The organism is Thermodesulfobacteriota bacterium, from assembly GCA_040757775.1.
Taxonomy (GTDB): domain Bacteria; phylum Desulfobacterota; class UBA8473; order UBA8473; family UBA8473; genus UBA8473.
Genome location: JBFLWQ010000005.1, coordinates 1 through 24,761 on the forward strand (window position 1 = coordinate 1; position 24,761 = coordinate 24,761).

Annotated in this window: 24 protein-coding genes and 5 tRNA genes; 27 read left to right on the forward strand and 2 right to left on the reverse strand. The window is 40.0% G+C overall.

Features of this window, described 5'->3' with window-relative positions; translation table 11 throughout:
• Positions 1-390 precede the first annotated feature (390 nt).
• Positions 391-861, forward strand: a complete 471-nt coding sequence (locus AB1401_04405) for an NAD(P)H-dependent oxidoreductase (GenBank protein MEW6614690.1) — start codon at positions 391-393, stop codon at positions 859-861.
• Here the strand turns inward: AB1401_04405 and rlmN are convergent.
• Both rlmN and ndk read right to left on the reverse strand, forming a co-directional pair.
• Positions 850-1,887: a 23S rRNA (adenine(2503)-C(2))-methyltransferase RlmN gene (rlmN, locus tag AB1401_04410; GenBank protein ID MEW6614691.1), complete on the reverse strand. Its 1,038-nt coding sequence runs from the start codon at positions 1,885-1,887 to the stop codon at positions 850-852. The two genes, AB1401_04405 and rlmN, sit on opposite strands and share 12 nt — an antisense overlap.
• 27 nt (positions 1,888-1,914) lie before the next feature.
• Positions 1,915-2,334 carry a nucleoside-diphosphate kinase gene (ndk, locus tag AB1401_04415; protein MEW6614692.1) on the reverse strand — a complete coding sequence of 140 codons (420 nt, stop codon included), beginning with the start codon at positions 2,332-2,334 and terminating at the stop codon, positions 1,915-1,917.
• Positions 2,335-2,930: 596 nt separating this feature from the next.
• Between ndk and AB1401_04420 the strand changes: the two genes are divergently transcribed.
• The 26 genes from AB1401_04420 (at position 2,931) to rplV (ending at position 24,749) form a co-directional block, all read left to right on the forward strand.
• A tRNA-Thr gene (locus AB1401_04420) sits at positions 2,931-3,006 on the forward strand.
• A 91-nt stretch (positions 3,007-3,097) separates the two neighbouring features.
• Positions 3,098-3,182: transfer RNA gene (locus tag AB1401_04425), tRNA-Tyr, on the forward strand.
• Between the two features lie 27 nt (positions 3,183-3,209).
• A tRNA-Gly gene (locus AB1401_04430) sits at positions 3,210-3,286 on the forward strand.
• A gap of 7 nt (positions 3,287-3,293) precedes the next feature.
• Positions 3,294-3,368: transfer RNA gene (locus tag AB1401_04435), tRNA-Thr, on the forward strand.
• Between the two features lie 61 nt (positions 3,369-3,429).
• Positions 3,430-4,629 carry an elongation factor Tu gene (gene tuf / locus AB1401_04440; protein ID MEW6614693.1) on the forward strand — a complete coding sequence of 400 codons (1,200 nt, stop codon included), beginning with the start codon at positions 3,430-3,432 and terminating at the stop codon, positions 4,627-4,629.
• A gap of 58 nt (positions 4,630-4,687) precedes the next feature.
• Positions 4,688-4,837: a 50S ribosomal protein L33 gene (rpmG, locus tag AB1401_04445; protein ID MEW6614694.1), complete on the forward strand. Its 150-nt coding sequence runs from the start codon at positions 4,688-4,690 to the stop codon at positions 4,835-4,837.
• A gap of 179 nt (positions 4,838-5,016) precedes the next feature.
• Positions 5,017-5,093: transfer RNA gene (locus AB1401_04450), tRNA-Trp, on the forward strand.
• A gap of 34 nt (positions 5,094-5,127) precedes the next feature.
• Complete coding sequence (secE, locus tag AB1401_04455) at positions 5,128-5,313, forward strand: preprotein translocase subunit SecE (GenBank protein MEW6614695.1); 186 nt, start codon at positions 5,128-5,130, stop codon at positions 5,311-5,313.
• 39 nt (positions 5,314-5,352) lie between these two features.
• The gene (nusG, locus tag AB1401_04460) at positions 5,353-5,883 is read left to right on the forward strand and encodes a transcription termination/antitermination protein NusG (GenBank protein ID MEW6614696.1); all 531 of its coding nucleotides are present in this window, start codon (positions 5,353-5,355) and stop codon (positions 5,881-5,883) included.
• 15 nt (positions 5,884-5,898) lie between these two features.
• On the forward strand, positions 5,899-6,327 hold the full coding sequence (gene rplK, locus AB1401_04465; GenBank protein ID MEW6614697.1) for a 50S ribosomal protein L11: 429 nt from the start codon (positions 5,899-5,901) through the stop codon (positions 6,325-6,327).
• An 81-nt stretch (positions 6,328-6,408) separates the two neighbouring features.
• Positions 6,409-7,113, forward strand: coding sequence for a 50S ribosomal protein L1 (gene rplA, locus AB1401_04470; protein MEW6614698.1), 705 nt, complete (start codon positions 6,409-6,411; stop codon positions 7,111-7,113).
• 140 nt (positions 7,114-7,253) lie between these two features.
• Positions 7,254-7,769 carry a 50S ribosomal protein L10 gene (gene rplJ, locus AB1401_04475; protein ID MEW6614699.1) on the forward strand — a complete coding sequence of 172 codons (516 nt, stop codon included), beginning with the start codon at positions 7,254-7,256 and terminating at the stop codon, positions 7,767-7,769.
• A 46-nt stretch (positions 7,770-7,815) separates the two neighbouring features.
• On the forward strand, positions 7,816-8,196 hold the full coding sequence (gene rplL / locus AB1401_04480; GenBank protein MEW6614700.1) for a 50S ribosomal protein L7/L12: 381 nt from the start codon (positions 7,816-7,818) through the stop codon (positions 8,194-8,196).
• A gap of 159 nt (positions 8,197-8,355) precedes the next feature.
• Positions 8,356-12,510, forward strand: coding sequence for a DNA-directed RNA polymerase subunit beta (rpoB, locus tag AB1401_04485; protein ID MEW6614701.1), 4,155 nt, complete (start codon positions 8,356-8,358; stop codon positions 12,508-12,510).
• 80 nt (positions 12,511-12,590) lie between these two features.
• On the forward strand, positions 12,591-16,691 hold the full coding sequence (gene rpoC / locus AB1401_04490; protein MEW6614702.1) for a DNA-directed RNA polymerase subunit beta': 4,101 nt from the start codon (positions 12,591-12,593) through the stop codon (positions 16,689-16,691).
• 86 nt (positions 16,692-16,777) lie between these two features.
• Positions 16,778-17,149, forward strand: coding sequence for a 30S ribosomal protein S12 (gene rpsL / locus AB1401_04495; GenBank protein MEW6614703.1), 372 nt, complete (start codon positions 16,778-16,780; stop codon positions 17,147-17,149).
• 47 nt (positions 17,150-17,196) lie between these two features.
• Complete coding sequence (gene rpsG, locus AB1401_04500) at positions 17,197-17,667, forward strand: 30S ribosomal protein S7 (protein MEW6614704.1); 471 nt, start codon at positions 17,197-17,199, stop codon at positions 17,665-17,667.
• A gap of 178 nt (positions 17,668-17,845) precedes the next feature.
• Positions 17,846-19,909 carry an elongation factor G gene (fusA, locus tag AB1401_04505; protein MEW6614705.1) on the forward strand — a complete coding sequence of 688 codons (2,064 nt, stop codon included), beginning with the start codon at positions 17,846-17,848 and terminating at the stop codon, positions 19,907-19,909.
• Positions 19,910-19,949: 40 nt separating this feature from the next.
• A complete protein-coding gene (tuf, locus tag AB1401_04510) occupies positions 19,950-21,149 on the forward strand; it encodes an elongation factor Tu (protein ID MEW6614706.1) in 1,200 nt (399 codons plus the stop codon).
• Between the two features lie 43 nt (positions 21,150-21,192).
• Entirely contained in the window at positions 21,193-21,507 is a 315-nt protein-coding gene (gene rpsJ / locus AB1401_04515; GenBank protein ID MEW6614707.1) for a 30S ribosomal protein S10, read from the forward strand.
• Positions 21,508-21,525: 18 nt separating this feature from the next.
• The gene (gene rplC / locus AB1401_04520; GenBank protein MEW6614708.1) at positions 21,526-22,164 is read left to right on the forward strand and encodes a 50S ribosomal protein L3; all 639 of its coding nucleotides are present in this window, start codon (positions 21,526-21,528) and stop codon (positions 22,162-22,164) included.
• 32 nt (positions 22,165-22,196) lie between these two features.
• Positions 22,197-22,817 (forward strand): 50S ribosomal protein L4, encoded by a 621-nt coding sequence (gene rplD / locus AB1401_04525; GenBank protein ID MEW6614709.1) that lies wholly within the window; start codon positions 22,197-22,199, stop codon positions 22,815-22,817.
• Positions 22,814-23,104: a 50S ribosomal protein L23 gene (locus AB1401_04530; protein ID MEW6614710.1), complete on the forward strand. Its 291-nt coding sequence runs from the start codon at positions 22,814-22,816 to the stop codon at positions 23,102-23,104. The genes rplD and AB1401_04530 overlap by 4 nt, the downstream gene beginning before the upstream one ends.
• A gap of 49 nt (positions 23,105-23,153) precedes the next feature.
• On the forward strand, positions 23,154-23,978 hold the full coding sequence (gene rplB / locus AB1401_04535; protein MEW6614711.1) for a 50S ribosomal protein L2: 825 nt from the start codon (positions 23,154-23,156) through the stop codon (positions 23,976-23,978).
• A gap of 114 nt (positions 23,979-24,092) precedes the next feature.
• Positions 24,093-24,389, forward strand: coding sequence for a 30S ribosomal protein S19 (gene rpsS, locus AB1401_04540; GenBank protein ID MEW6614712.1), 297 nt, complete (start codon positions 24,093-24,095; stop codon positions 24,387-24,389).
• Positions 24,390-24,416: 27 nt separating this feature from the next.
• Positions 24,417-24,749: a 50S ribosomal protein L22 gene (rplV, locus tag AB1401_04545; protein MEW6614713.1), complete on the forward strand. Its 333-nt coding sequence runs from the start codon at positions 24,417-24,419 to the stop codon at positions 24,747-24,749.
• Positions 24,750-24,761 lie beyond the last annotated feature (12 nt).

Consider the following 24,761-nt stretch of genomic DNA (forward strand, 5'->3'; position numbering starts at 1 on the left):
GGTAGTTTTTCCAACACAACTTTACTAAAAACCGCCAAGCTATATTCTCAGTCTTTACGGTATGTTCGAATGATTTTATGTCCATGACACCATTATATTATGGTGCCAAATCTTTTACAATCACCTAAATTTTTTTTACCTTCCCCCCAAGAATAACTTTTTCAAAGCTGCTAAAAAACCAAGGAGGAAAATAGAATGGATATAAATAGTATTGGGGATCTGTGGGAGCCCGATTAAGGGTGGGAACACAGAGCATTTCTTAAAAGAGGCAATGAAGTCTGTAGAGGGACTAGAGTCTGTCAGGACAGAAACGGTTGCCTTGGCGGATAAGGATATCAGGGACTGTGTACATTTCAACTGGTGTTTGAGGAAACAGGAGATTGGAAAGTTTTGTGCCATAGAAGTGATATGGTGGGTATCTTTCCCAAAGTCCTTGATGCCGATGTGCTACTCATTTCCACTCCTGAGTATATCTCTAGGATTTCTGGACACCTTGCCAAGGTATTGGATAGACTTAGGGTATTTGCCTTTGGTAAGGTGTATGAAGGTAAGCTGAAAGACAAAGTAGGGGGAGCTTTAGCAGTTGCATGGATGAGGCACGGGGGTGTAGAAACATCCCTGCTTAGCATTGACTACTTCTTCTTTGGCTTTGAAATGATACCAGCTACTGTGCATCACCCTGGTGTATTATTTGGTGCAGGTGGGGTGTCCAGCTTTGGGGTTACCGGGAAATATGATCCTAAAGATAAACTTGGCATATTAAAGGATGAATGGGGATTGAATGGAGCCAGGGCTCTTGCCAGAAGGGCAGTAGAGTTGTCAAAAATAATAAAGGCGGGTAAAGAGGCATTAAGAATTTAGCCATCTGCTTCCGAGTTGTCCGCAGGCTGCAAGGATATCAAGGCCTCTGCTGGCTCTGACGATGGAAGTGTAATTAGAATCTATCAAGACCTGTTGGAACCTATTTATTACGTCATTATGAGGTCTTTTGTACTCAGAAGCAGGGTACTCATTAAAAGGGATTAGGTTAATTTTGCATCTTATTCCTTTGAGGATATTTATCAACCGTTTTGCATCATGGAGGGAATCGTTTATCCCTTTGATCAGGATGTATTCAAAAGTAATTCTTTTCCTGGGGGGAAGAGGGAATTCATGGCAAGCCTTTAACAGCATTTCCAGTGGATATTTCCTGTTAATGGGCATCAGATAATTCCTTGTAGTGTCCTCTGTAGCATTGAGGGAAACAGCCAGGCTTACCTTAATATCTTTTCCCAACCTCTTTATCTCTGGCACTAAACCCGCAGTGGATAGAGTTACCTTTCGGGGAGAGAACTGTAGCCCGTTAGGATCAGTAATTATACGTAGAGCCTTCAAAGTACTGTTGTAATTTGCCAGTGGTTCACCCATCCCCATTAATACAAGGTTGGATATCCTTTCATTCTTTGGGAGAAAATCCTTGATACAGCATATTTGATTGATTATTTCTGCTGTCATCAGATTTCTTATAAACCCCCCTTTCCCTGTTAAACAAAACTTGCACGCCAAAGCACAACCAACCTGAGTAGAAATACAGAGGGTCAGGCGACCTGTTTCAGGTATGAGAACGCTCTCGATTAGGTTGCCATCTTCGAGTTTAAAAAGATACTTTCGGGTTCCATCATTTGAATGAGCTTCTTTAATCAAATTCAATACGCTTATATAAGATACTTTACTTAGCTTTTCCCTGAGTTTTTTAGAAAGATTTGTCATCTCATCAAATGAAGTAGCAGCACGTTGATAAACCCATCTGACTATCTGAGTGGTTCTATATCTGTCCTCACCCAAATTCAGAAGTAGGCTTTCTATATCATCCGTTGTTAAGTTTTTAATATCTAACTCATTTTGCATACTTTACTTAAATTTGCTCTGAAAAACTTAATAATCGAATATTTCTAAGGCATTGAAGAAGTAGGCAATTTCAGAGGTGGCAGTTTCGGGGGAATCCGAACCGTGAACGATATTCCTTTCTATACCAGAAGCAAACTCTTTTCTAATAGTTCCTTTCTCTGCCTTTTCTGGATTTGTGGCACCCATTATTTGACGGTTCTTCGCTATGGCATTTTCCCCTTCCAAAACCATCATCACTGCTGGGCCAGAAGACATAAAATCAGTCAGACTATCAAAAAAATCTTTGCCCTTATGTACATCATAAAATCCTTCTGCCTCTTTTTTATCCATCCATAGCATCTTCATGGCGACGACTCTCAACCCATTATTTTCAAATCTCTTGATAACCTCTCCAATTATCCCTTTTTTTACCCCATCGGGTTTAATAATTGATAGTGTTTTTTCCATTAACCCTCCTAATCCTAATCAAAAAATGAATATTTTTTGCATATCAAATTTTTTTTCTCAAAGAACAATCAAAGATTTTGCAAAAAAATAGGGGCATCAATATAAAAACATCCCCCTATTTATCTTTATATTATATCACCATGAAACGTTTTTGTCAATACAAACGATCTTCTTTTTGCTCCTGTTTATACAGTCGCCCAGTAATCTATCCAGACCTTTGCAAGTTATTTGTCGATTATTAGTCTGTAGTCGATTAAGTTAGAGTGATAATGATGGATTAACGCATCAGGGATCTCTCCACCTAAAGGAGTGACTTATTTTAGGCCTTTCACAAAGAATTCTTGACAGAATATTCATATATGATATATATAAAAAACCTAATTATGTGGTTTCAGTCGATAAATTTCGTAGGGGTTTTGAATACTTATTTTTATTAATGAGAGAAGAGTATCACAGTAAAGGAATGGAAAAGGTGCTAATTTAATAAAAATAGCAAATAAAAACAAAATAATTGGTCTTTATCTATAAATGAAGTGCTTTTCCTAAAAAATTTGATATTGATTTTATAAGCAAATATTGTTACAGTAATTGTTTATGCTGGCGTAGCTCAATTGGTAGAGCAGCTGACTTGTAATCAGCAGGTTGCGGGTTCAAGTCCCATCGCCAGCTCCATATAAAAGCAATATTTGGCAATAAGTAGTGAATTATAAATTATTAAATAGAACTAAAAGACTTTAATAAATAACTGAGGGCTGTAAATTAGGGAGAGGTTCCCAAGTGGCCAAAGGGAACAGACTGTAAATCTGTCGGCGATGCCTTCGGAGGTTCGAATCCTCCCCTCTCCACCATTAACAAGTGTCATTTTGAGGTCTTTTGCGGGAGTAGCTCAGTTGGCTAGAGCATCAGCCTTCCAAGCTGAGGGTCGCGGGTTCGAATCCCGTTTCCCGCTCCATTTCTAAGCCCGCGTAGCTCAGTGGTGGAGCGCTTCCTTGGTAAGGAAGAGGTCACCGGTTCAATCCCGGTCGTGGGCTCCAGACGTACTTATATGTCCCAGTTACATTTTTGTGGTTAGGGACGAGAAGGGGGGATACAGGCATGTCAAAGAAGAGGTTTGAGAGGACTAAGCCGCATGTTAACATAGGTACGATAGGTCATGTTGATCATGGTAAGACGACATTGACTTCAGCGATAACCAGGGTATTGAGTAATCAGGGTTTTGCGGAGTTTAGGTCTTATGATAGTATAGACAATGCGCCGGAGGAGAAGGAGCGTGGGTTAACGATAGCGATAGCGCATGTGGAGTATGAGACGGGGAAGAGGCATTATGCGCATATAGATTGTCCTGGGCATGCGGATTACATAAAGAACATGATTACAGGTGCGGCGCAGATGGATGGTACGGTTTTAGTGGTTAGTGCTGCGGATGGTCCGATGCCTCAGACGAGAGAGCACATATTATTAGCCAGGCAGGTTAGAGTGCCTTACATAGTTGTATATTTGAACAAGGCGGACATGGTAGATGATCAGGAGTTAATGGAGTTAGTGGAGTTAGAGGTTAGAGAGCTTTTGACTGATTATGATTTTCCTGGGGATGAGATACCTGTTATATCTGGGTCAGCGCTTAAGGCGTTGGAGTGTGGTTGTGGCAAGAGAGAGTGTAATAATTGTAGGAGTATATTGGAGTTAATGGATGCGGTAGATGCGTATATTCCTGAGCCTGTTCGGGACATAGACAAGCCGTTTTTATTACCTGTGGAGGATGTTTTCAGCATATCTGGCAGGGGTACAGTAGTGACAGGCAGGGCTGAGCGTGGGGTAATCAAGGTAGGGGATGAGGTTGAGATAGTGGGGATAAGGCCGACATTGAAGACAGTATGTACAGGGGTTGAGATGTTCAGGAAGATATTGGATCAGGGTCAGGCTGGGGACAACATAGGGGTATTACTTCGGGGGACGAAGCGGGACGAGGTAGAGCGTGGGCAGGTTGTATCGAAGCCTGGCAGTATAACTCCACACAAGAGGTTTAAGGCGGAGGTTTACATATTGGCGAAGGAGGAGGGGGGTAGGCACACTCCGTTTTTCAATGGTTATAGGCCGCAGTTTTATTTTAGGACTACAGATGTTACTGGGGTAGTGGCGTTACCGGAGGGGGTAGAGATGGTAATGCCTGGAGACAATGTATCGTTGAGTGTAGATTTGGTAACTCCGATAGCGATGGAGAAGGAGTTGAGGTTTGCTATTCGTGAAGGTGGTAGAACTGTAGGCGCTGGTGTGATAAGTGATATTATTGAATAAAATAATGGCTTTGATTTAAGACAATTGAAGTCAAATAATTAAATGAAAAGATTCAGATATGAGAGAGATTATTATCCTTGCTTGTGGTGAGTGTAAAAGGAGGAATTATACAACAACAAAAAACAAAAGAACTACACCTAATAAACTAGAACTCAAGAAGTATTGTAGGTTCTGCCGTAATCATACCATTCATAGGGAAACCAAATAAGTTACCTACCATTTCTATTTATTGGAGTGTTTTTGGTATGCCATGCTGAGCGTGGTTCTATTTTTATTTAAGCTTTTGTTCTTATTGTTATTGTTTGTCCTGCCTCTTTATGGCAACCTTAACCAGGGGTTTGTTTAAGTTTTAGAATGTTGTGTTAAGTTTACTTTGGGTGGCTAAGTAGGCCAGTAGCTCTAATGGCTAGAGCGCCGGACTCCAAATCCGGGGGGTGGGGGTTCGAATCCCTCCTGGCCTGCCATCATCTGATACTTACCTCCATAAGAGAGTTCCAAGTGGTTAATGAAATAATTAAGTTTCTCAGGGAAGTTAAAATTGAGTTAAAAAAAGTTAATTGGCCTTCTCGAAAAGAAACTATTGGGTCAACTTCTGTTGTTTTGGTTGTTGTAATTATCGTAGCTATATTTTTGGGCCTTATTGACATTGGGTTATCGAGGCTGGTCAGAATTATTTTAGGTTGATTAAGATTTTATCTTATCTAGTGAGTTGTAATTCAAACAATGACAAAAAAGTGGTATGTGGTTCATACATATTCGGGCTGTGAAAATCAGGTTAAGGCGGCTATAGAAGAACGAATAAAGTCCCATAAAAAAGAAGATTTTTTTTCTGAAATTCTTGTGCCGTCAGAAAAGGTTGTTGAGCTTGTTAAGGGCGAGAAAAAGACTTCTGACCGAAAGATTTTCCCAGGATATATACTAATCAATATGGAATTAAATAACGAAACTTGGCACATTGTTAGGAATACTCCTAAAGTTACAGGTTTTATAGGTGGAAGAACCGATCCAGTAGCTATTCCGGATGAAGAAATAAAAGAGATATTGAATCAGATGAGTGAAGGGACCCTTAAGCCAAAACCCAAAGTATTATACGAGGAGGGAGATACCGTTAGAGTGATTGACGGCCCCTTTACAAATTTTAATGGTGTTGTTGCAGAAGTTAAACCTGAAAAAGGAAAGTTAAAGGTTTTTGTGAGTATCTTCGGTAGATCTACGCCGGTAGAACTGGAGTTCCTTCAAGTCCAAAAGATTTAATCTAGGAGGGTATTAATGGCTAAAAGGATTATTGGGATTATAAAACTTCAAGTTACAGCAGGTAAAGCGACTCCCTCCCCTCCGGTAGGCCCGGCATTGGGGCAACATGGGGTTAATATAATGGAGTTTTGTAAGTCCTTCAATGCTCAGACTCAGAAGCAAGAAGGTATGATAATCCCAGTTGTTATTACCGTATATGCCGATAGGTCATTTAGTTTCATTACTAAAACTCCTCCTGCGCCAGTTTTACTGAAAAAAGCAGCTGGAATTGTGAAAGGTTCTGGGGAACCCAATAGAGATAAAGTTGGTAAAGTTACACGCAAACAAATAGAGGAGATTGCTAAGACCAAACAGCCGGATCTTAATGCAATTGATTTACCTGGTGCTATTAAGACTATAGAGGGAACAGCTAGAAGTATGGGGATAGAAGTAATAGATTCGTAAATCGTGAATGGTGAGTCGTGAACATTAATTACGGCTCACGAATAACTACTTGGTGAGATAAGTTGTAACTTGGAGAAGAAAGTGGCAAAAAAAGGGAAAAAATATTTAGAGGCAGTAAAAAAGGTTGATACAACTAAAAAGTATGAGTTGGAGGAAGGTATAAAAATTGTAAAAGACAGTTCGTATGCCAAATTCGATGAATCGATTGATGTTTCCATTAAGCTTGGCATTGATCCTAGAAAGCCTGATCAAATGGTAAGAGGGACTGTAGTTTTACCTAGTGGAACAGGTAAAGAGGTTACAATTTTGGTCTTTGCAAAGGGAGAAAAAGAGAAGGAAGCAAATGAAGCTGGTGCTGATTTTGTTGGATCTGAGGATTTGATCGACAAAATTGCTGGAGGATGGCTGGGGTTTGATAAGGTTGTTGCTACTCCGGATATGATGAGTCTTGTTGGGAAAATAGGCAAAATTTTAGGACCACGGGGATTAATGCCAAATCCCAAGGTTGGTACTGTGACTTTTGATGTTGCCCGTGTGGTTAAAGAGCTAAGAGCCGGGAAGGTTGATTTTAAGGCTGACAAGACAGGCATAGTTCATGTGCCTGTTGGAAAGGTCTCTTTCAGTTTAGAAAAGATATTGGATAATATTATGTCACTTCTCGATGTTATAATTAAAGCAAAACCACCTTCAAGTAAAGGAGTGTATTTGCGTAGTGTAGTCCTTGCTTCAACCATGGGCCCCGGAGTAAAGATCGACCCTCTACATGTTAGAGGGAGATTAAAGTAAGATTAGAGGAGTAAAGTCCATATCCTTAATCGCCATAGCCTCTGAATCTACCAGAGGTTTTTATTTTGTAATTATTTTTAGTTGTTAAAAAAGGATGGACAAGTTTTTAATCCCTACTCAAAAAGGAGGGTTGGATACCGTTGAATAGAAAATTGAAAGAACAAATTATTTCAGAGCTTAACGGGAAATTTCGAAAAGCAAAAGTTGCTATTCTTACAGACTATTGTGGTCTGAATGTAGAGGAAATAAATAAGCTAAGAAGGGAGCTTCGAAGCGAAGCAGTAGAATATAGAGTTGTTAAAAATAGTATTGTAAAACTTGCCTCTAAGGCTACGGAGTTAGAGTTACTGGATGATTATTTTAATGGTCCTACTGCGATTGCTATTAGCTATGATGATCCTCTATCTCCGGCAAAGGTTTTAATAAAATTTAGCAAAGATTATCCAAAGTTAGAGATTAAATCTGGAGTGTTAGATGGTAAAGTTATAACAACCGATGATATTAAATTACTTGCTGAGACCCCAGGCAGAGAAGCGCTATTGGCACATATGCTGTCTCTATTTGCTTCGAGTCAAACGAGCCTGGTACAGGTTTTAAATGGTATAATCTCAAAATTTATTTGTGTACTAGAAGCGATTAAAGAAAAAATGAAATAACAGTCGAAATTAAATTAAATTAAATTAAACTAGGGGGGATTAAGATATGGCAAAAGTTACTAAAGAAGATGTTATTGATTTTATAGAGAATATGACAGTTCTGGAGCTTTCGGGATTTATAAAAGAATTGCAAGAGAAATTTGGTGTTTCAGCCTTAGCCCCGGTTGCTGTTGCGCCCACCGGTCAGGCACCGACCGAAGCAGTTGCTGAAGAAAAAACAGAATTTAATATAATACTGAAAGCAGTGGGGGATAAAAAAATCCAAGTTATTAAAGTAGTTAGAGCCCTTACAGGACTGGGGTTAAAAGAAGCTAAGGAGTTGGTTGAGAGTGCACCTAAAGCTATTAAGGAAGGGGTTCTTAAAGCAGAGATTGAAGATATTAAGAAACAATTAGAAGAAGTAGGAGCTACTGTAGAGGTTGAATAGAGCATTGTTCAGGAACCGAGAATCGGAAACGGGGTAGCTTTTGTTTTTATTCGACATACGATTCACGATTTCCATTTTTGTGGGCAAAACAAAAAAGTATCTTTAACTTCAATGAGTTGTATAAATTCCGAGACGATTACCGACTTGAGAGGAGTTAATATGGGTCGTTCAGTATCATTGAATAACCGTATGATACGAAAAAATTTTGCAAGGATCCAAAAGATTATTGATATCCCTGACCTTATAGATATCCAAAAGAGGTCTTATGAAAGATTTTTACAAAAGGATAACGACCCTGATAAGCGTGAGGATATCGGGCTGCAAGGGGTATTTAAGAGTGTTTTTCCAATAAGAGATTTCAACGGGATTTCCTCCCTGGATTTCGTGAGTTATAATATGGGAGAACCGAAGTATGGGGTGGATGAATGCCGTCAAAGGGGAATGACTTATGCCCTTCCCCTTAAAGTTACTGTACGGCTTGTTGTTTGGGATGTTGATGATGAAACAGGCCCCCGAAACATTAGAGACGTTAAAGAACAGGAGGTCTATTTTGGAGAGATCCCATTGATGACTGATAATGGAACTTTTGTCATCAATGGAACAGAAAGAGTAATAGTCAGCCAATTGCATCGATCCCCAGGAATATTCTTTGATCACGATAAAGGTAAAACCCATATTAGTGGTAAATTACTTTATTCTGCAAGGATTATCCCTCAGCGGGGATCATGGATAGATTTAGAATTTGACCCCAAAGATATAATTTTTGTACGTATTGACAGACGACGAAAATTTCCGGCAACTATTTTGATTAAAGCATTAGGGTATTCTACTGAAGATCTGTTAAATTATTATTATAAATCCGAAAGGATCATTCTTAAAGGCAATATGATATATAGAAGTATGGAACCTGACCTTTTAGTAGGGGTTAAAACTTCAAACGATATCATGTACCCAGAAACTGGTGAAATAATTATTAAGAAGGGTAGGAAAATAACCCAGACTGTTGTTCGCAAGCTGATAGATGCCGGAATAAAGCATATTTCTGTTGGAGTTGAAGATATATTGGGATGTATCAGTTCTCATGATGTAATTGACCCTAATTCAGAAGAAGTTGTCCTTAAATGTAACGATGAACTTACACTTGAGAAATTTAAGGAGATAAAATCCAGGGGAATAAAGGAATTTGACTTGCTTCATATCACTGATGGGAACATTGACTTGTCATTGCGGAATACATTGGCTATTGACAAAATATCTAGTGCCGAAGAAGCAATAATTGAGATTTACCGAAGGTTACGTCCTAGTGATCCACCTACTGTGGAAACTGCCAGCATCTTTTTTAGTAATCTTTTTTTTAATCCTGAGCGTTATGATCTATCGGAGGTCGGGAGGTTAAAACTAAATTATAAGTTGGGTTTGAATATCCCTCTAAAGCATAGGACACTTAGAAGGGAAGACATTCTAGAAGCTGTTAGGGTGCTTGTGGAGTTGAAGAACGGAAAAGGATCAATAGATGATATTGATAACCTAGGAAATAGAAGAGTTAAGTCAGTTGGAGAACTCGTTGAAAACCAGTACCGACTTGGCTTAGTGCGAATGGAGAGAGCCATTAAGGAAAGAATGAGTTTGCAAGAGATTGAAACGCTGATGCCTCATGATCTGATTAATGCTAAACCTGTTTTAGCCGTGGTTAAAGAATTCTTTGGCAGTAGTCAGCTTTCTCAATTTATGGATCAAACGAATCCTTTGTCAGAGGTTACTCATAAACGGCGTCTCAGTGCATTGGGTCCGGGTGGTTTGACCAGAGAACGGGCAGGATTTGAAGTCAGAGATGTACATCCCACCCATTATGGAAGAATCTGTCCTGTTGAAACCCCTGAGGGGCCAAATATCGGTCTAATTGTCTCTTTAAGCACCTTTGCCAGGGTTAATGAATATGGCTTTATCGAAACCCCTTATAGAGAAGTGATTAATGGAGTTGTAACGAGGAATATCAAATATCTCTCTGCAATAGATGAGGAGGATCATATTATCGCTCAGGCTAATGCTCTACTGGATGAAAACGGAAGATTTGTTAGGGAGGTAATTTCTGCTCGTAAGGGTGGGGAGTTCATTATGATTTCACCAGAGGAAGTTGATTTTATGGATGTCTCTCCTAACCAACTGGTTAGTGTAGCAGCTTCATTGATTCCCTTTTTGGAGAATGATGATGCAAACAGAGCGCTTATGGGTTCTAATATGCAACGACAAGCAGTGCCTCTAATGCGTACGGATGCTCCTTTGATAGGAACAGGGATCGAGAGTGTTATTGCTAAAGATTCAGGGGTAACTGTGATAGCGAAGAGAAATGGTGTAGTTGAAAATGTAGATTCCTCTCGCATTGTAGTAAGAATTAAAGAAGAAGAAAAATGGTTAGATAGTAGTATTGATATCTATAATCTTGTCAAATATCAGCGTTCTAATCAAAACACCTGTATTAATCAAAAGCCCTTGGTGAATATTGGAGATGAAATAAAAAAAGGGGAAATTATTGCAGATGGCACAGCAACATATATGGGGGAGCTTGCTTTGGGGCATAATGTTTTGGCAGCCTTTATGCCATGGGGTGGTTATAACTTTGAAGATTCTATCCTGATAAGTGAGAAAGTCCTGAAGGATGATAGCTTTACTTCAATTCACATAGAGGAATTTGAGGTAGTTGCTAGAGACACAAAATTGGGAAAAGAGGAGATTACCAGAGATATACCTAATCTCGGTGAGGAGTCTTTAAAGGATCTTGATGAGAGTGGAATTATTCGTATTGGTGCTGAAGTAGGCCCCGGAGACATTTTGGTTGGGAAGATTACACCAAAAGGAGAGACTCAACTCTCACCTGAAGAAAAATTACTCAGGGCAATTTTTGGTGAGAAGGCTAGAGATGTACAAGATACTTCTTTAAGGGTTCCGCCAGGGGTTCAAGGGACAATAATTAATGCAAAAGTATTTTCAAGACGAGGGGTAGAAAAGGATGAAAGGACAAAATATATTGAGAATTCTGAGGTATCAAGACTATTAACTGATCAGGAAGATGAGATTAATATCCTAAAGGATTGTGCTGTTCAAAAGATCAAGAAGCTCTTGATTGGAAAAACCTCTGCTACGAAATTAACAGTTGATAAAGAAGGCACTGTTTTATTAAAGAAAGGGCAGGTTATTACAGAAGAGGATATTCCTAATATCCCTTTTGCTAAATTGAGGGATATCTCAATTGTTGACGGTAAAGATATTGAGTCTGAAATTGATAGAATCATTGAAGTTCTTAATGAACAGGTTGATTTAGTAAGATTGGTATTTGAACAGAAGATCAACCGGATAACGAAGGGTGATGAGTTACCACCTGGAGTCATAAAGATGGTAAAGGTTAATGTTGCTGCCAAAAGGAAGCTGTCTGTTGGTGACAAGATGGCAGGTAGACATGGGAATAAAGGAGTGCTTTCTAGGGTTTTGCCAGAAGAAGACATGCCCTATTTAGAAGATGGGACTCCAGTTGATATAGTACTTAATCCCCTGGGGGTTCCTTCAAGGATGAATGTTGGACAGATTTTAGAGACTCATCTGGGCTGGGCTTCCAAAGGATTGGGTAACTGTATAAATGAATATCTTGAGAAAAACTACGGTGTTGAGGTAATAAAATCAAAAATCAAGGAGATATATTCATCCAAAGAATTCGATCAGATCATTGATGAAAGCTCTGATGAAGAGATAATTGAATTGGCAAAGAAGCTTAGAAATGGAGTATATATGTCCTCTCCTGTTTTTGATGGAGCCTCGGAAGATGAGGTTAAAAAATCCCTTGCATTAGCCGGGTTACCTGTCTCCGGCAAGACCATACTTTTTGATGGAAGGACAGGAGAAGCCTTCGATCAGAAGGTGACTGTGGGAATGATCTATATGATGAAACTACACCACTTAGTAGATGATAAGATTCATGCCCGATCTATTGGGCCATACTCTCTAGTCACTCAACAACCGCTTGGAGGAAAGGCTCAATTCGGTGGACAGAGGTTGGGAGAGATGGAGGTTTGGGCTCTTGAGGCTTATGGAGCCGCGTACTGCTTACAGGAGTTTCTTACAGTAAAATCTGATGATGTGTGGGGAAGGACTAAGACCTATGAAACCATAGTCAAAGGCGGGAATGTTCTGGAGTCAGGATTGCCTGAATCGTTCAATGTCTTGGTCAAAGAGCTTCAGAGTTTAGCGCTGGATGTGGAGTTAATTGAGGAGGAAGGGTTGTATAAGGATTTCCAGAGTTCTGAAGAGGAAAAGATTAATTAAAATTGTTAGTCAGTCCTTCATAGGCGGATAAAAGACATACATTGTATATCCAAAACTTCTAAAATGTAGGAGGGTTGAGTGTGAAAGACTCCTTTGGAATTTTTGAAAACCCCCAGAGCCCATTGAGTTTTAGCTCTCTAAAGATATCCCTGGCTTCGCCAGAAACTATTAGGAGTTGGTCACATGGAGAGGTTAAGAAACCTGAGACCATTAATTATAGAACTTTTAAGCCAGAAAGAGATGGTTTATTCTGTGCCAAGATTTTTGGCCCTACTAAAGACTATGAATGTAATTGTGGAAAGTACAAGAGGTTAAAACATCGGGGTGTTGTCTGTGAAAAGTGCGGAGTTGAAGTTATTCAGTCGAAGGTTCGTCGAGAAAGATTGGGACATATAGAACTAGCATCACCAGTTGCCCATATTTGGTTTTTAAAGAGTCTTCCCAGTAGAATGGGTGCTTTGTTAGACATGACCCTGAGAGAGATAGAGAAAATCCTATATTTTGAATGCTATGTGGTTATAAATCCTAATGATGCCCCGTTGAAAATAGGGGAATTATTAACGGAAGAGGGATATCGAAAAGCTAAAAGGGAATATGGGGATAATTTTTCTGCTGGTATGGGTGCAGAAGCTGTCAGAGAACTATTGAAAAATATAGAGGTAGACAAGCTTTCTGAAGAGTTACGCTTGGAAATGAAAAGTACTACTTCGGAGGCAAAGAGAAAGAAGATTGCGAAGAGATTGAGGGTAGTAGAATCTTTCAAAAATTCTGGGAATAAACCTGAATGGATGATATTAAAGGTTGTACCTGTTATCCCACCTGATTTGAGGCCATTGGTTCCATTAGACGGTGGGCGATTTGCTACCTCCGATCTTAATGATCTCTATCGTAGAGTTATTAACAGAAATAACAGGTTGAAAAGGCTTTTGGAACTGGATGCTCCTGAGATTATTATTAGTAATGAGAAGAGAATGCTTCAGGAAGCCGTAGATGTTTTGTTCGATAATGGAAGAAGAGGAAGGGCCATTACCGGAAGGAACAAAAGGCCATTAAAATCTCTGAGTGACATGCTTAAAGGTAAACAAGGAAGGTTTAGACAAAATCTCTTGGGTAAACGCGTTGATTACTCTGGCCGTTCAGTTATTGTTATTGGCCCAGAACTAAGGTTACACCAATGTGGACTTCCCAAAAAGATGGCGTTAGAGCTTTTTAAACCGTTTGTTTATAACAAATTAGAGGAAAAAGGATATGTTAATACTATTAAAAGTGCAAAGAAGATGGTTGAAAAAGAAACGCCGGAGGTATGGGACATTCTAGAAGAGGTAGTTAAGGAGTACCCTATTCTTCTAAACCGGGCACCAACTTTACATAGGCTGGGAATTCAGGCATTTGAGCCGGTTTTAATTGAAGGTAAAGCCATTCAATTGCATCCATTGGTATGCGCTGCTTTTAATGCTGATTTTGATGGGGATCAGATGGCTGTTCATGTCCCGCTATCCATCGAGGGACGGATTGAAGCAAGGGCTTTGATGATGTCCACAAACAATATCCTATCCCCTGCCAACGGAAGACCTATAATTGTTCCTACACAGGATATTGTTTTGGGTATCTATTATATGACTCGAGACAAAGACTTTGTTAAAGGTTCAGGTAAGGTGTTTTCTAATCCAGAGGAAGTAAGAATAGCCTATGATTCTTCGGAAATAGACCTCCATGCAAAAATTGTGGTGAGAATGGATGGAGAACTGGTAGAAACAACAGTAGGAAGAATTCTTTTAAAGGAAATAGTCCCTGATGAGATTTCTTTTAGCTCCATTAATAGGGTAATGAACAAGAAGGAACTGGCCAATTTAATCGACCAATGCTATAGATTATGTGGTAACAAGAAGACTGTTATTTTGGCTGATAGATTGAAGGATTTGGGATATCAATTTGCTACAAAAGCTGGAATTTCTATTTCAATCGATGATATGCTTATTCCTCCGAATAAATTAGAATTTCTGGAGAAATCCCATAGCGAGGTCCGTGAAATTGAAACCCAGTATACCGAAGGACTTATAACTGATGGTGAGAGGTACAATAAGGTAATCGATATCTGGGCACAGGCTACGGAGAAGATTGCTGATGATATGTTACATGAGCTGGGTACGGAAGAGATAATTGGAACTGATGGTAAAAAGAAGGAAATACCTAGTTTTAATCCTATATTTATGATGGCGGATTCTGGTGCTAGAGGAAGTGCGCAACAAATTAGACAGTTAGCAGGTATGAGGGGATTGATGGCAAAACCATCTGGAGAAATCATCGAAACACCGATTACGGCAAATTTTAGGGAAGGGTTAACTGTTCTACAATACTTTATATCCACTCATGGGGCTCGTAAAGGTCTTGCCGATACAGCTTTAAAAACTGCCAATTCAGGGTATCTTACCCGCAGGTTGGTAGATGTGGCGCAGGATGCTATTATAACTGAGGCTGATTGTGGGACTCTGGATGGGATATATGTCTCTTCCTTGGTGGAAGGTGGAGAGATTATTGAGCGAATGGGTGATCGAATATTAGGTAGGGTTGCTTTAGACAACATAAAAGATCCTTTTACTGGGAAAATAATAGTAGATGCCAATCAAGAGATTGATGAAAATCTTGCTAAAAAGATTGAAGAAGCTGGTATTGAAAGGGTAAAGATTCGTTCCGTTTTAACCTGTCGGTTAAATAATGGAATCTGTGTGGAGTGCTATGGTAGGGATCTTGGCCGTGGGAAAAAAGTCAATCTGGGTGAGGCTGTGGGGGTAATTGCCGCCCAATCCATAGGAGAACCTGGAACCCAATTGACTATGAGGACATTCCATATTGGCGGAACAGCCAGTAGGCGTGCCGAGCAAAGTACCCTTGAGTCGAGGACTGAAGGAAAGGTTAAGTTTATAAATTTGAGTGCTGTTAGAAATAAAGAAAACAACTTAGTAGTAATGAATCGTAACGGTATGATTGCGATACTCGACAGCGATGAAAGAGAAAGAGAGCGATACTCTCTTATTTATGGTGCAAAGCTTAGGATTGAAGAAAAAGAGGCTGTCAAGCCAGGACAACTACTTGCAGAATGGGATCCATATACCACTCCTATCTTAACAGAGGTTTCTGGGACTGTTAAATTTGGGGATATAATAGAAGGTGTTACTATGCAGGAGCAAGTAGATGAGGTTACTGGTCTTTCGAGAAAGGTGATTATTGAATCAAAGGACCCTGATACCCGTCCAAGGATTTCTATCAAGAATGAAAGTGGCCGTACTGCTAAGTTGCCTGGATCCGAATCCCCTGCGAGATACCTTCTCCCCGTCAAAGCAAATATTATAGTAAATGAAGGGGATAGAGTAAATGCTGGAGATGTTATTGTCAAGATTCCTCGAGAGACTACCAAGACGAAGGATATAACTGGAGGATTACCCAGGGTTGCTGAGTTGTTTGAGGCGAGGAAACCTAAGGAATATGCTGTAATATCCGAAATCGATGGTATTGTTTCCTTTGGTAAAGATATCAAAGGGAGGAGAAGGGTTATAATTACTCCAGAAGTTGGTGAACCTAAAGAATACCTGATCTCTAAAGGAAAACATATAAGTGTTCATGAAGGGGATAGAGTGAGGGCAGGGGAGCCTCTTATGGATGGTCCAGCGAATCCTCACGATATTCTGTATATCCTTGGAGAGAAAGAGCTGGCAAGGTATCTGGTTGACGAAGTACAAGAAGTTTATCGTCTCCAAGGCGTGAAGATAAATGATAAGCATATTGAGGTAATCGTTAGACAGATGCTTCGTCGAGTTAGGATAAAAGAAGTCGGAGATACAGATTTTCTAATCGGGGAACAGGTGGAGAGGTATGTGTTTGAAGAGGAAAATGAAAAAATAAGGGCAAAAGGAGGTAAACCAGCTATTGCTGAGCCTCTGCTTCTTGGAATCACCAAGGCTTCGTTGAGTACTGATAGCTTTATTTCAGCAGCTTCTTTCCAAGAGACAACTAAAGTGTTAACTCAAGCCAGCATTGATGGGAAATGTGACTGTTTGAAGGGTTTAAAAGAGAATGTAATTATGGGTAGATTAATTCCAGCTGGCACGGGTTTTCCAGGATACAGGAATTTGAAGACAGAAGTTGTGAATTCTAAAGAGGGAATTTGTGTGGAAGAAAAATAGTGTTGGCAAATAAAAAGCTTGACAAATAAAGCGATTATTGAGAATATACCTAATTTTATGGTTAACAATTTTAGAAGGGAGTTAATGTGCCTACTATAAACCAATTGGTCAGAAAGGGGCGTAAGAAGGTCAAAAAGAAAACGGATGCTCCTGCTTTAGGGAACTCGCCACAGAAAAGGGGTGTTTGTACTCGAGTTTATACCTCGACGCCTAAAAAACCCAATTCAGCATTGAGAAAAGTAGCTAGAGTTAGACTGACTAATGGTATAGAGGTTACTTCTTATATACCGGGAGTAGGGCATAACCTTCAAGAGCACTCTGTGATTTTAATTAGAGGGGGAAGGGTTAAAGATTTGCCAGGCGTTAGATATCATGTTATTAGGGGGACTCTGGATTCTGGAGGAGTTATAGACAGGAAGAGGGGCCGTTCTAAATACGGGGCAAAGAAACCGAAGTAAGTTTTAGCAATAAATGTTTAGTTATTCAAAACCTGTGGGGTAGAAAGATGCCTAGAAGAAGGGAAGTACCTAAAAGAAATATCTTGCCGGATCCTAAGTATAAGGATATAAACGTAGCAAAGTTTATCAATATAATTATGCTGAAAGGGAAAAAGAGTTTAGCCGAATCCATAACTTACGGCTTTTTTGATATAATTAGGGAGAAAACGAAGTCTGATCCTATCAAGATTTTTCAAAAGGCTTTGGATAATGTTAAGCCAGTTATTGAAGTTAAATCTCGCCGTGTTGGTGGGTCAACATACCAAGTACCTATGGAAGTTAGATCTGAGCGACGAGTTGCTTTGGGGATACGCTGGTTAATTACTTTTGCTAAGAAAAGACAAGAAAAGACAATGGCAGAAAAATTAGCTGCGGAAATTCTTGATGCCGCAAATAACAGGGGTGCAGCTTTCAAAAAGAAGGAAGATACTCATAAGATGGCTGAAGCCAATAAGGCTTTTGCCCATTACCGTTGGTAGAAAGATGCCATAGGTCTTCCCATCAAAGACACTACCCAGCTTCACAAATTGGTGTGGTTAAAGGGTCTTTAATCTTAGGATTAGGCTTAGACTTATTGATAGAAGGAGTGTTATTTGTTTTTGGCATATTCAATCTTTAGTTTGAGTCTTTTTTTATGTTTTCGAGGTTGGCATAAATTTGGCAATACTAGTTCCGTTACAAAAGACAAGAAATATAGGGATTATGGCACATATAGACGCAGGTAAAACTACAACTACGGAAAGAATACTATATTATACGGGTGTTTCTTATAAGATGGGTGAAGTCAACGATGGATCAGCCATAATGGACTGGATGGAGCAAGAACAAGAGAGAGGTATTACCATAACCTCTGCGGCTACAACTTGTTTCTGGAATAGTAATAGGATTAACATCATCGACACCCCTGGCCATGTTGATTTTACTATAGAGGTTGAAAGATCTTTGCGTATTTTAGATGGAGCTGTGGTTATATTTTGCTCGGTAGGAGGTGTTGAACCCCAATCAGAGACTGTTTGGAGGCAAGCGGATAAGTATCATATTCCAAGGATTGCCTTTATCAATAAGATGGATAGAGTAGGAGCTGATTTTTCCCATGTGATCGATATGATGAAAAACAAACTGCAGGCTAATCCCATAGTTCTGCAGTTGCCTGTTGGCAAGGAGGAAAACTTCAGGGGTGTTATTGATCTGATTAAAATGAAGGCTATGGTTTATGATGAGAGCACTCTAGGGGCAAAATTTAAAGAAGAGGGTATCCCCCCAGATTTAACTGATTTAGCTTTGGAATATCGAGATAAGCTTATTGAGTCTGTGGCTGAGCAAGATGAGATATTAATGGGTAGATACCTGGAGGGAAAAACTATCACCAATGAAGAACTTAAACAAGTAATTAGAAGTGAGACTATAGCTAACAGGCTTATTCCCGTGTTCTGCGGTGCAGCATTTAAGAACAAAGGAATTCAACCTTTATTAGATGGTATTGTTGACTATCTTCCTTCTCCTAAAGATGTTCCGTCAGTTAAAGGAGTTAACCCTGATGGTGAAGAAGTGACAAGAGAGGCAGACTATGATGCCCCTTTTTCAGCTTTGGTCTTTAAAATTATGAATGATCCATTTGTAGGCCAGCAGTACTTCCTTAGAGTTTATTCTGGGTTTCTTGAGAAGGGTTTGTATGTATACAATTCTACTAAGGATAAGAAGGAGAGAATTGGTAGGCTTTTAAAGGTGCATTCGAACAAAAGGGAGGAAGTTAGAGAGGTCTATGCAGGTGATATTGCCGTTGCCGTTGGTTTAAAAAATACTATTACAGGTGATACCCTTTGTGATAAAAGCCATCCAGTAATTTTAGAATCCATGGAGTTTCCTGATCCGGTTATCTCTGTTGCAATTGAGCCTAAGACGCGCGCTGATCAAGAAAAACTGGCAGAGTCACTTAACAGATTGACTATAGAGGATCCGTCTTTCAATGTCCGTATAGATGAAGAGACAAATCAGACTATTATTTCTGGGATGGGGGAGTTGCACTTAGAGATAATTGTGGACAGGTTACTTAGGGAATTTAAGGTGGCTGCTAATGTTGGCAAACCACAGGTGGCTTTTAAAGAAACTATTACTAAATCGGTTAAATCAGAGGGTAGATTTGTTCGTCAGTCAGGAGGGCGTGGTCAATACGGAGATGTATGGCTTGAATTAGAACCTCAAGAACGGGGGGCAGGTTTCGAATTTGTTAATAGAATTATAGGGGGGAGTATCCCTAAAGAATATATTCCCGCGATAGAAAAAGGTGTGATGGAAGCTATGGGGAGGGGGGTTTTAGCTGGATATCCTGTAGTAGATGTGAGGGTTACGCTATACGATGGTTCTTACCATGAGGTTGATTCATCAGAATTGGCATTTAAGATTGCCGGCTCTATAGGTTTTAGAGAAGGGGCAAAGAAAGCCCAGCCGATTTTATTGGAACCTATTATGGCCGTTCAAGTGATGGTTCCAGAGGAATTTATTGGTGAGGTAGTCAGCAATCTTATTTCTAGAAGAGGGAAAGTTTTAGATATGAATGTTAGGACAAGCTGGAAGATTATAGAAAGTAGGGTACCACTGGCTAATATGTTTGGTTATTCAACCGACTTGCGATCGGCTACACAGGGTAGAGCTACTTATACTATGCAGTTTTCCCATTATGAACCGGTTCCAGCTTCCATTGCTGAGAATATCTTGGGATAGGTATGATAGGGAAAAATTCCTGGGAAGGGGGGATACAGGCATGTCAAAGAAGAGGTTTGAGAGGACTAAGCCGCATGTTAACATAGGTACGATAGGTCATGTTGATCATGGTAAGACGACATTGACTTCAGCGATAACCAGGGTATTGAGTAATCAGGGTTTTGCGGAGTTTAGGTCTTATGATAGTATAGACAATGCGCCGGAGGAGAAGGAGCGTGGGTTAACGATAGCGATAGCGCATGTGGAGTATGAGACGGGGAAGAGGCATTATGCGCATATAGATTGTCCTGGGCATGCGGATTACATAAAGAACATGATTACAGGTGCGGCGCAGATGGATGGTACGGTTTTAGTGGTTAGTGCTGCGGATGGTCCGATGCCTCAGACGAGAGAGCACATATTATTAGCCAGGCAGGTTAGAGTGCCTTACATAGTTGTATATTTGAACAAGGCGGACATGGTAGATGATCAGGAGTTAATGGAGTTAGTGGAGTTAGAGGTTAGAGAGCTTTTGACTGATTATGATTTTCCTGGGGATGAGATACCTGTTATATCTGGGTCAGCGCTTAAGGCGTTGGAGTGTGGTTGTGGCAAGAGAGAGTGTAATAATTGTAGGAGTATATTGGAGTTAATGGATGCGGTAGATGCGTATATTCCTGAGCCTGTTCGGGACATAGACAAGCCGTTTTTATTACCTGTGGAGGATGTTTTCAGCATATCTGGCAGGGGTACAGTAGTGACAGGCAGGGCTGAGCGTGGGGTAATCAAGGTAGGGGATGAGGTTGAGATAGTGGGGATAAGGCCGACATTGAAGACAGTATGTACAGGGGTTGAGATGTTCAGGAAGATATTGGATCAGGGTCAGGCTGGGGACAACATAGGGGTATTACTTCGGGGGACGAAGCGGGACGAGGTAGAGCGTGGGCAGGTTGTATCGAAGCCTGGCAGTATAACTCCACACAAGAGGTTTAAGGCGGAGGTTTACATATTGGCGAAGGAGGAGGGGGGTAGGCACACTCCGTTTTTCAATGGTTATAGGCCGCAGTTTTATTTTAGGACTACAGATGTTACTGGGGTAGTGGCGTTACCGGAGGGGGTAGAGATGGTAATGCCTGGAGACAATGTATCGTTGAGTGTAGATTTGGTAACTCCGATAGCGATGGAGAAGGAGTTGAGGTTTGCTATTCGTGAAGGTGGTAGAACTGTAGGCGCTGGTGTGATAAGTGATATTATTGAATAAAATAAAACAATTAATATGTAGGAAAGAGATGGGGTTTTAAGCAATGAATGAACAAAGTAAAAAGATAAGAATTCGTTTAAAGGCCTACGATTACAGACTTTTAGATCAGTCTGCCGAAGAGATCGTTGAGACTGCTAAAAGGACTGGGGCAAAGGTTGCTGGACCTATACCTCTTCCTACAGTGATTAATAAGTATTGTGTTTTACGTTCCCCTCATGTTGACAAGAAATCCAGGGAACAATTTGAAATAAGAACCCATAAGAGACTTTTAGATATAATGGAGTCAACTCAGCAGACAATTGATGCCCTTATGAAGTTAGACCTCTCAGCAGGGGTTGATGTAGAAATTAAACTGTAGCAGCTGGAGAATATTGACATGACCAGAGGGATAATTGGACGAAAGTTAGGGATGACCCAGGTTTATTCCCAAGAAGGAGATGTATTGCCGGTAACAGTGATAGAAGCAGGTCCTTGTGCTGTAGTACAAAAGAAGACTTTAGAAAATGATGGATATGATGCTTTACAATTGGGTTTTTCTCAGAAAAAGAATAACAAGATTAACAAACCCCTTGGGGGTCATTTAAAGAAACATAAGGTAAGTCCATATGCTTATCTGAAGGAATTTAAGATTGAAAAAATTGATGACTATCAAGAAGGAGAGAAGATTACTGTTGACGTATTTAATGCTGGAGATTTTGTTGATGTAACCGGGATTAGTAAAGGTAAAGGTTTTACAGGAGTTGTTAAGAGATGGGGCTTCAGGGGAGGGCCTGGTGCTCATGGTTCAATGTTTCATAGGGCCCCTGGTTCTATTGGCGCGAGTGCTTACCCTTCAAGAGTTTTTAAAGGAAGGAAGATGCCTGGTCGTCTAGGTGGAGATACGGTAACTGTCCAGAATATCCAGGTTGTTGAAGTAATGCCCGAAGAAAATCTGATTCTAGTAAAAGGTGCTGTTCCCGGCTCTCGAAATGGAATAGTTATCATCAGGAGTAGTATAAAAAAGAGAAGTGATTAATGGTAGACCCAAGGGTACTTAGGAGTTAGTAAATGCCGGTTCTAGATGTTTATGATATTGAAAAGAGAAAGATTTCAGAGATAAATCTCAATGACGAAATTTTTAATGTTGAGATAAAGCCACACTTAATTTCTGATGTTGTGATTATGCAGCAGACAAATAGGAGAAGAGGGACTGCCTCAACCAAAAATCGGGCTATGGTTCAAGGGGGTGGTGTCAAACCCTGGCGTCAGAAAGGTACAGGCAGGGCTAGGGTTGGCTCACGAAGGTCTCCTCTTTGGGTAGGAGGTGGTACTGTATTTGGCCCAGCTCCCAAGGATTATTCCTATTCCCTTCCTAAGAAGATTAGAAGGGAGGCATTAAAATCTGTCTTAACTTTGAAGTTAAAGGAAGACAAGATAACTATTTTAAATAGTTTTGAGTTAAAAGAAATTAAAACCAAGTCCCTTATACAGACACTTCAGAACATGGGAGTAGAAAATGTTCTGATAATTGATGAGGATAATTTCAACCTGGAAAGGTCAGTAAGAAATATCCAAAATGTCAAACTCTTGCCCCCCGAGGGTCTAAATGTCTATGATATACTAAAATATGAAAATCTAATCCTGGTTATGCCTTCTGTTGAGAAGATAGAGGCAAGGTTGTCACTATGAAAGATTTATATAAGATTATAAAAAGCCCTATGATTACTGAAAAGGGTGATGTTCAAAAAGAGAAGTACAATCAGCTTACCTTTGAGGTAAGTAAAAATGCCAACAAGATTGAAATAAAGAAGGCTGTGGAGAGGTTATTCAAGGTAAAGGTTTTAAATGTGAATACTTCAAATATTCGAGGTAAACCTAAACGGGTGGGTAAAAATGTTGGCAGGATGAAGGATTGGAAAAAGGCTGTTGTTACTTTGAAACCAGGAGATCATATAGACTTTTTTGAGGGTGTTTAAATCCTCTTGTCTTAGTAGTCTCTGACTTTGCATTCAAAGGGAGTTTTGAGTGAGCATAAAGATTTATAAACCAACATCACCTGGAAGGAGATTCCAAAGCGTATTAACCTTTGAGGAGTTGACCAGTGTCAAACCTGAGAAGTCTCTTATAAGACCACTCAACAAGACCGGTGGCAGAAATGCTTATGGTAGGGTTACTTCCCGTCATATTGGTGGAAGGCATAAGAGGAGATATCGGGTTATTGATTTTAAAAGGGACAAAATCAATGTGCCGGCCAAAGTAGCCGCCATTGAATATGATCCTAATAGATCAGCTTATATCGCTCTTTTGAACTATGCTGATGGTGAAAAAAGATATATAATTGCTCCTTTAAAAATTAAAGTCGGTGACACTGTGATTTCAGGTGAGAATGCTGATATTAAACCAGGTAACGCTTTGCCTTTAAAAAGTATACCTTTTGGGACATTTATACATAATGTGGAATTAAGACCCGGGAAGGGTGCCCAGTTAATAAGAGGTGCAGGAACTTTTGGTCAGTTGATAGCTAAAGAAGGAAAATATGTTCATATAAGACTGCCGTCCAATGAAGTTCGCCTGGTATTAAATACGTGTGTTGCTACAATTGGTCAGACTGGCAATATAGATCATGAAAATATATCCATAGGGAAAGCTGGAAGAAAACGATGGCTGGGTAGAAGGCCCAGAGTTCGAGGTGTTGCAATGAATCCAGTTGACCATCCTCTGGGTGGAGGTGAGGGTAAATCCTCAGGAGGCAGACACCCAGTAACCCCGTGGGGAGTTCCGACTAAAGGGTACAAAACCAGGAAAAACAAAAGTACGGATAAGTATATACTTTCAAAGAGGAAAAAATAGATGATCAGGCACAAGGCTGCAAAGGCACATAGGCACAAAACAGAGGATAACATACCTTGTACGGGCGGGGTTATTCCCGCCCCTACTCTGTTAGAATTATAGAGGAGACTGAATATGGCACGATCAATAAAGAAAGGGCCATTTATTGATGAAAGTCTATTGAAAAAAATTAAAATAGCCAATGAAACGGTAAGCAAAAAGATAATCAAAACCTGGTCTCGCAGATCAACTATTGTGCCCGAACTGATTGGTTACACCGTTGCTGTTCACAATGGTAAAAAATTTATTCCAGTCTTTATTACTGAGAATATGGTAGGACATAAGCTTGGTGAATTTGCACCTACTAGAACATTCCACAGCCATTCAGGGGACAGGAAGAGTAAAATAGAAGGCAGGAAACAAAAAAGATAAAAGGGTGTAAAAGGTGAAAAATTAGTTATGGAAGCGAAAGCATCTGTTAATTATATCAGGGTGTCACCCAGAAAAGCCAGATTAGTGGTTGACCTAGTTCGTGGTAAAAGGGTAGAAGATGCTTTGACCATCCTCTCTGTTACTCCAAAAGCATCGGCTAGGATAGTTAAAAATCTTCTGAAATCTGCTGTTGCAAATGCTTCTCATGGTAGAAACATTGATGTGGATACTCTGTTCGTTGATACTATTTATGTCAACGAAGGGCCTACACTTAAGAGATTTAGGGCTAAGGCTATGGGAAGGGCAGGTAGAATTCTGAAAAGAACCAGTCATATAACCGTAGTCTTAAAAGAAAGATAAAATTTTTAGAAG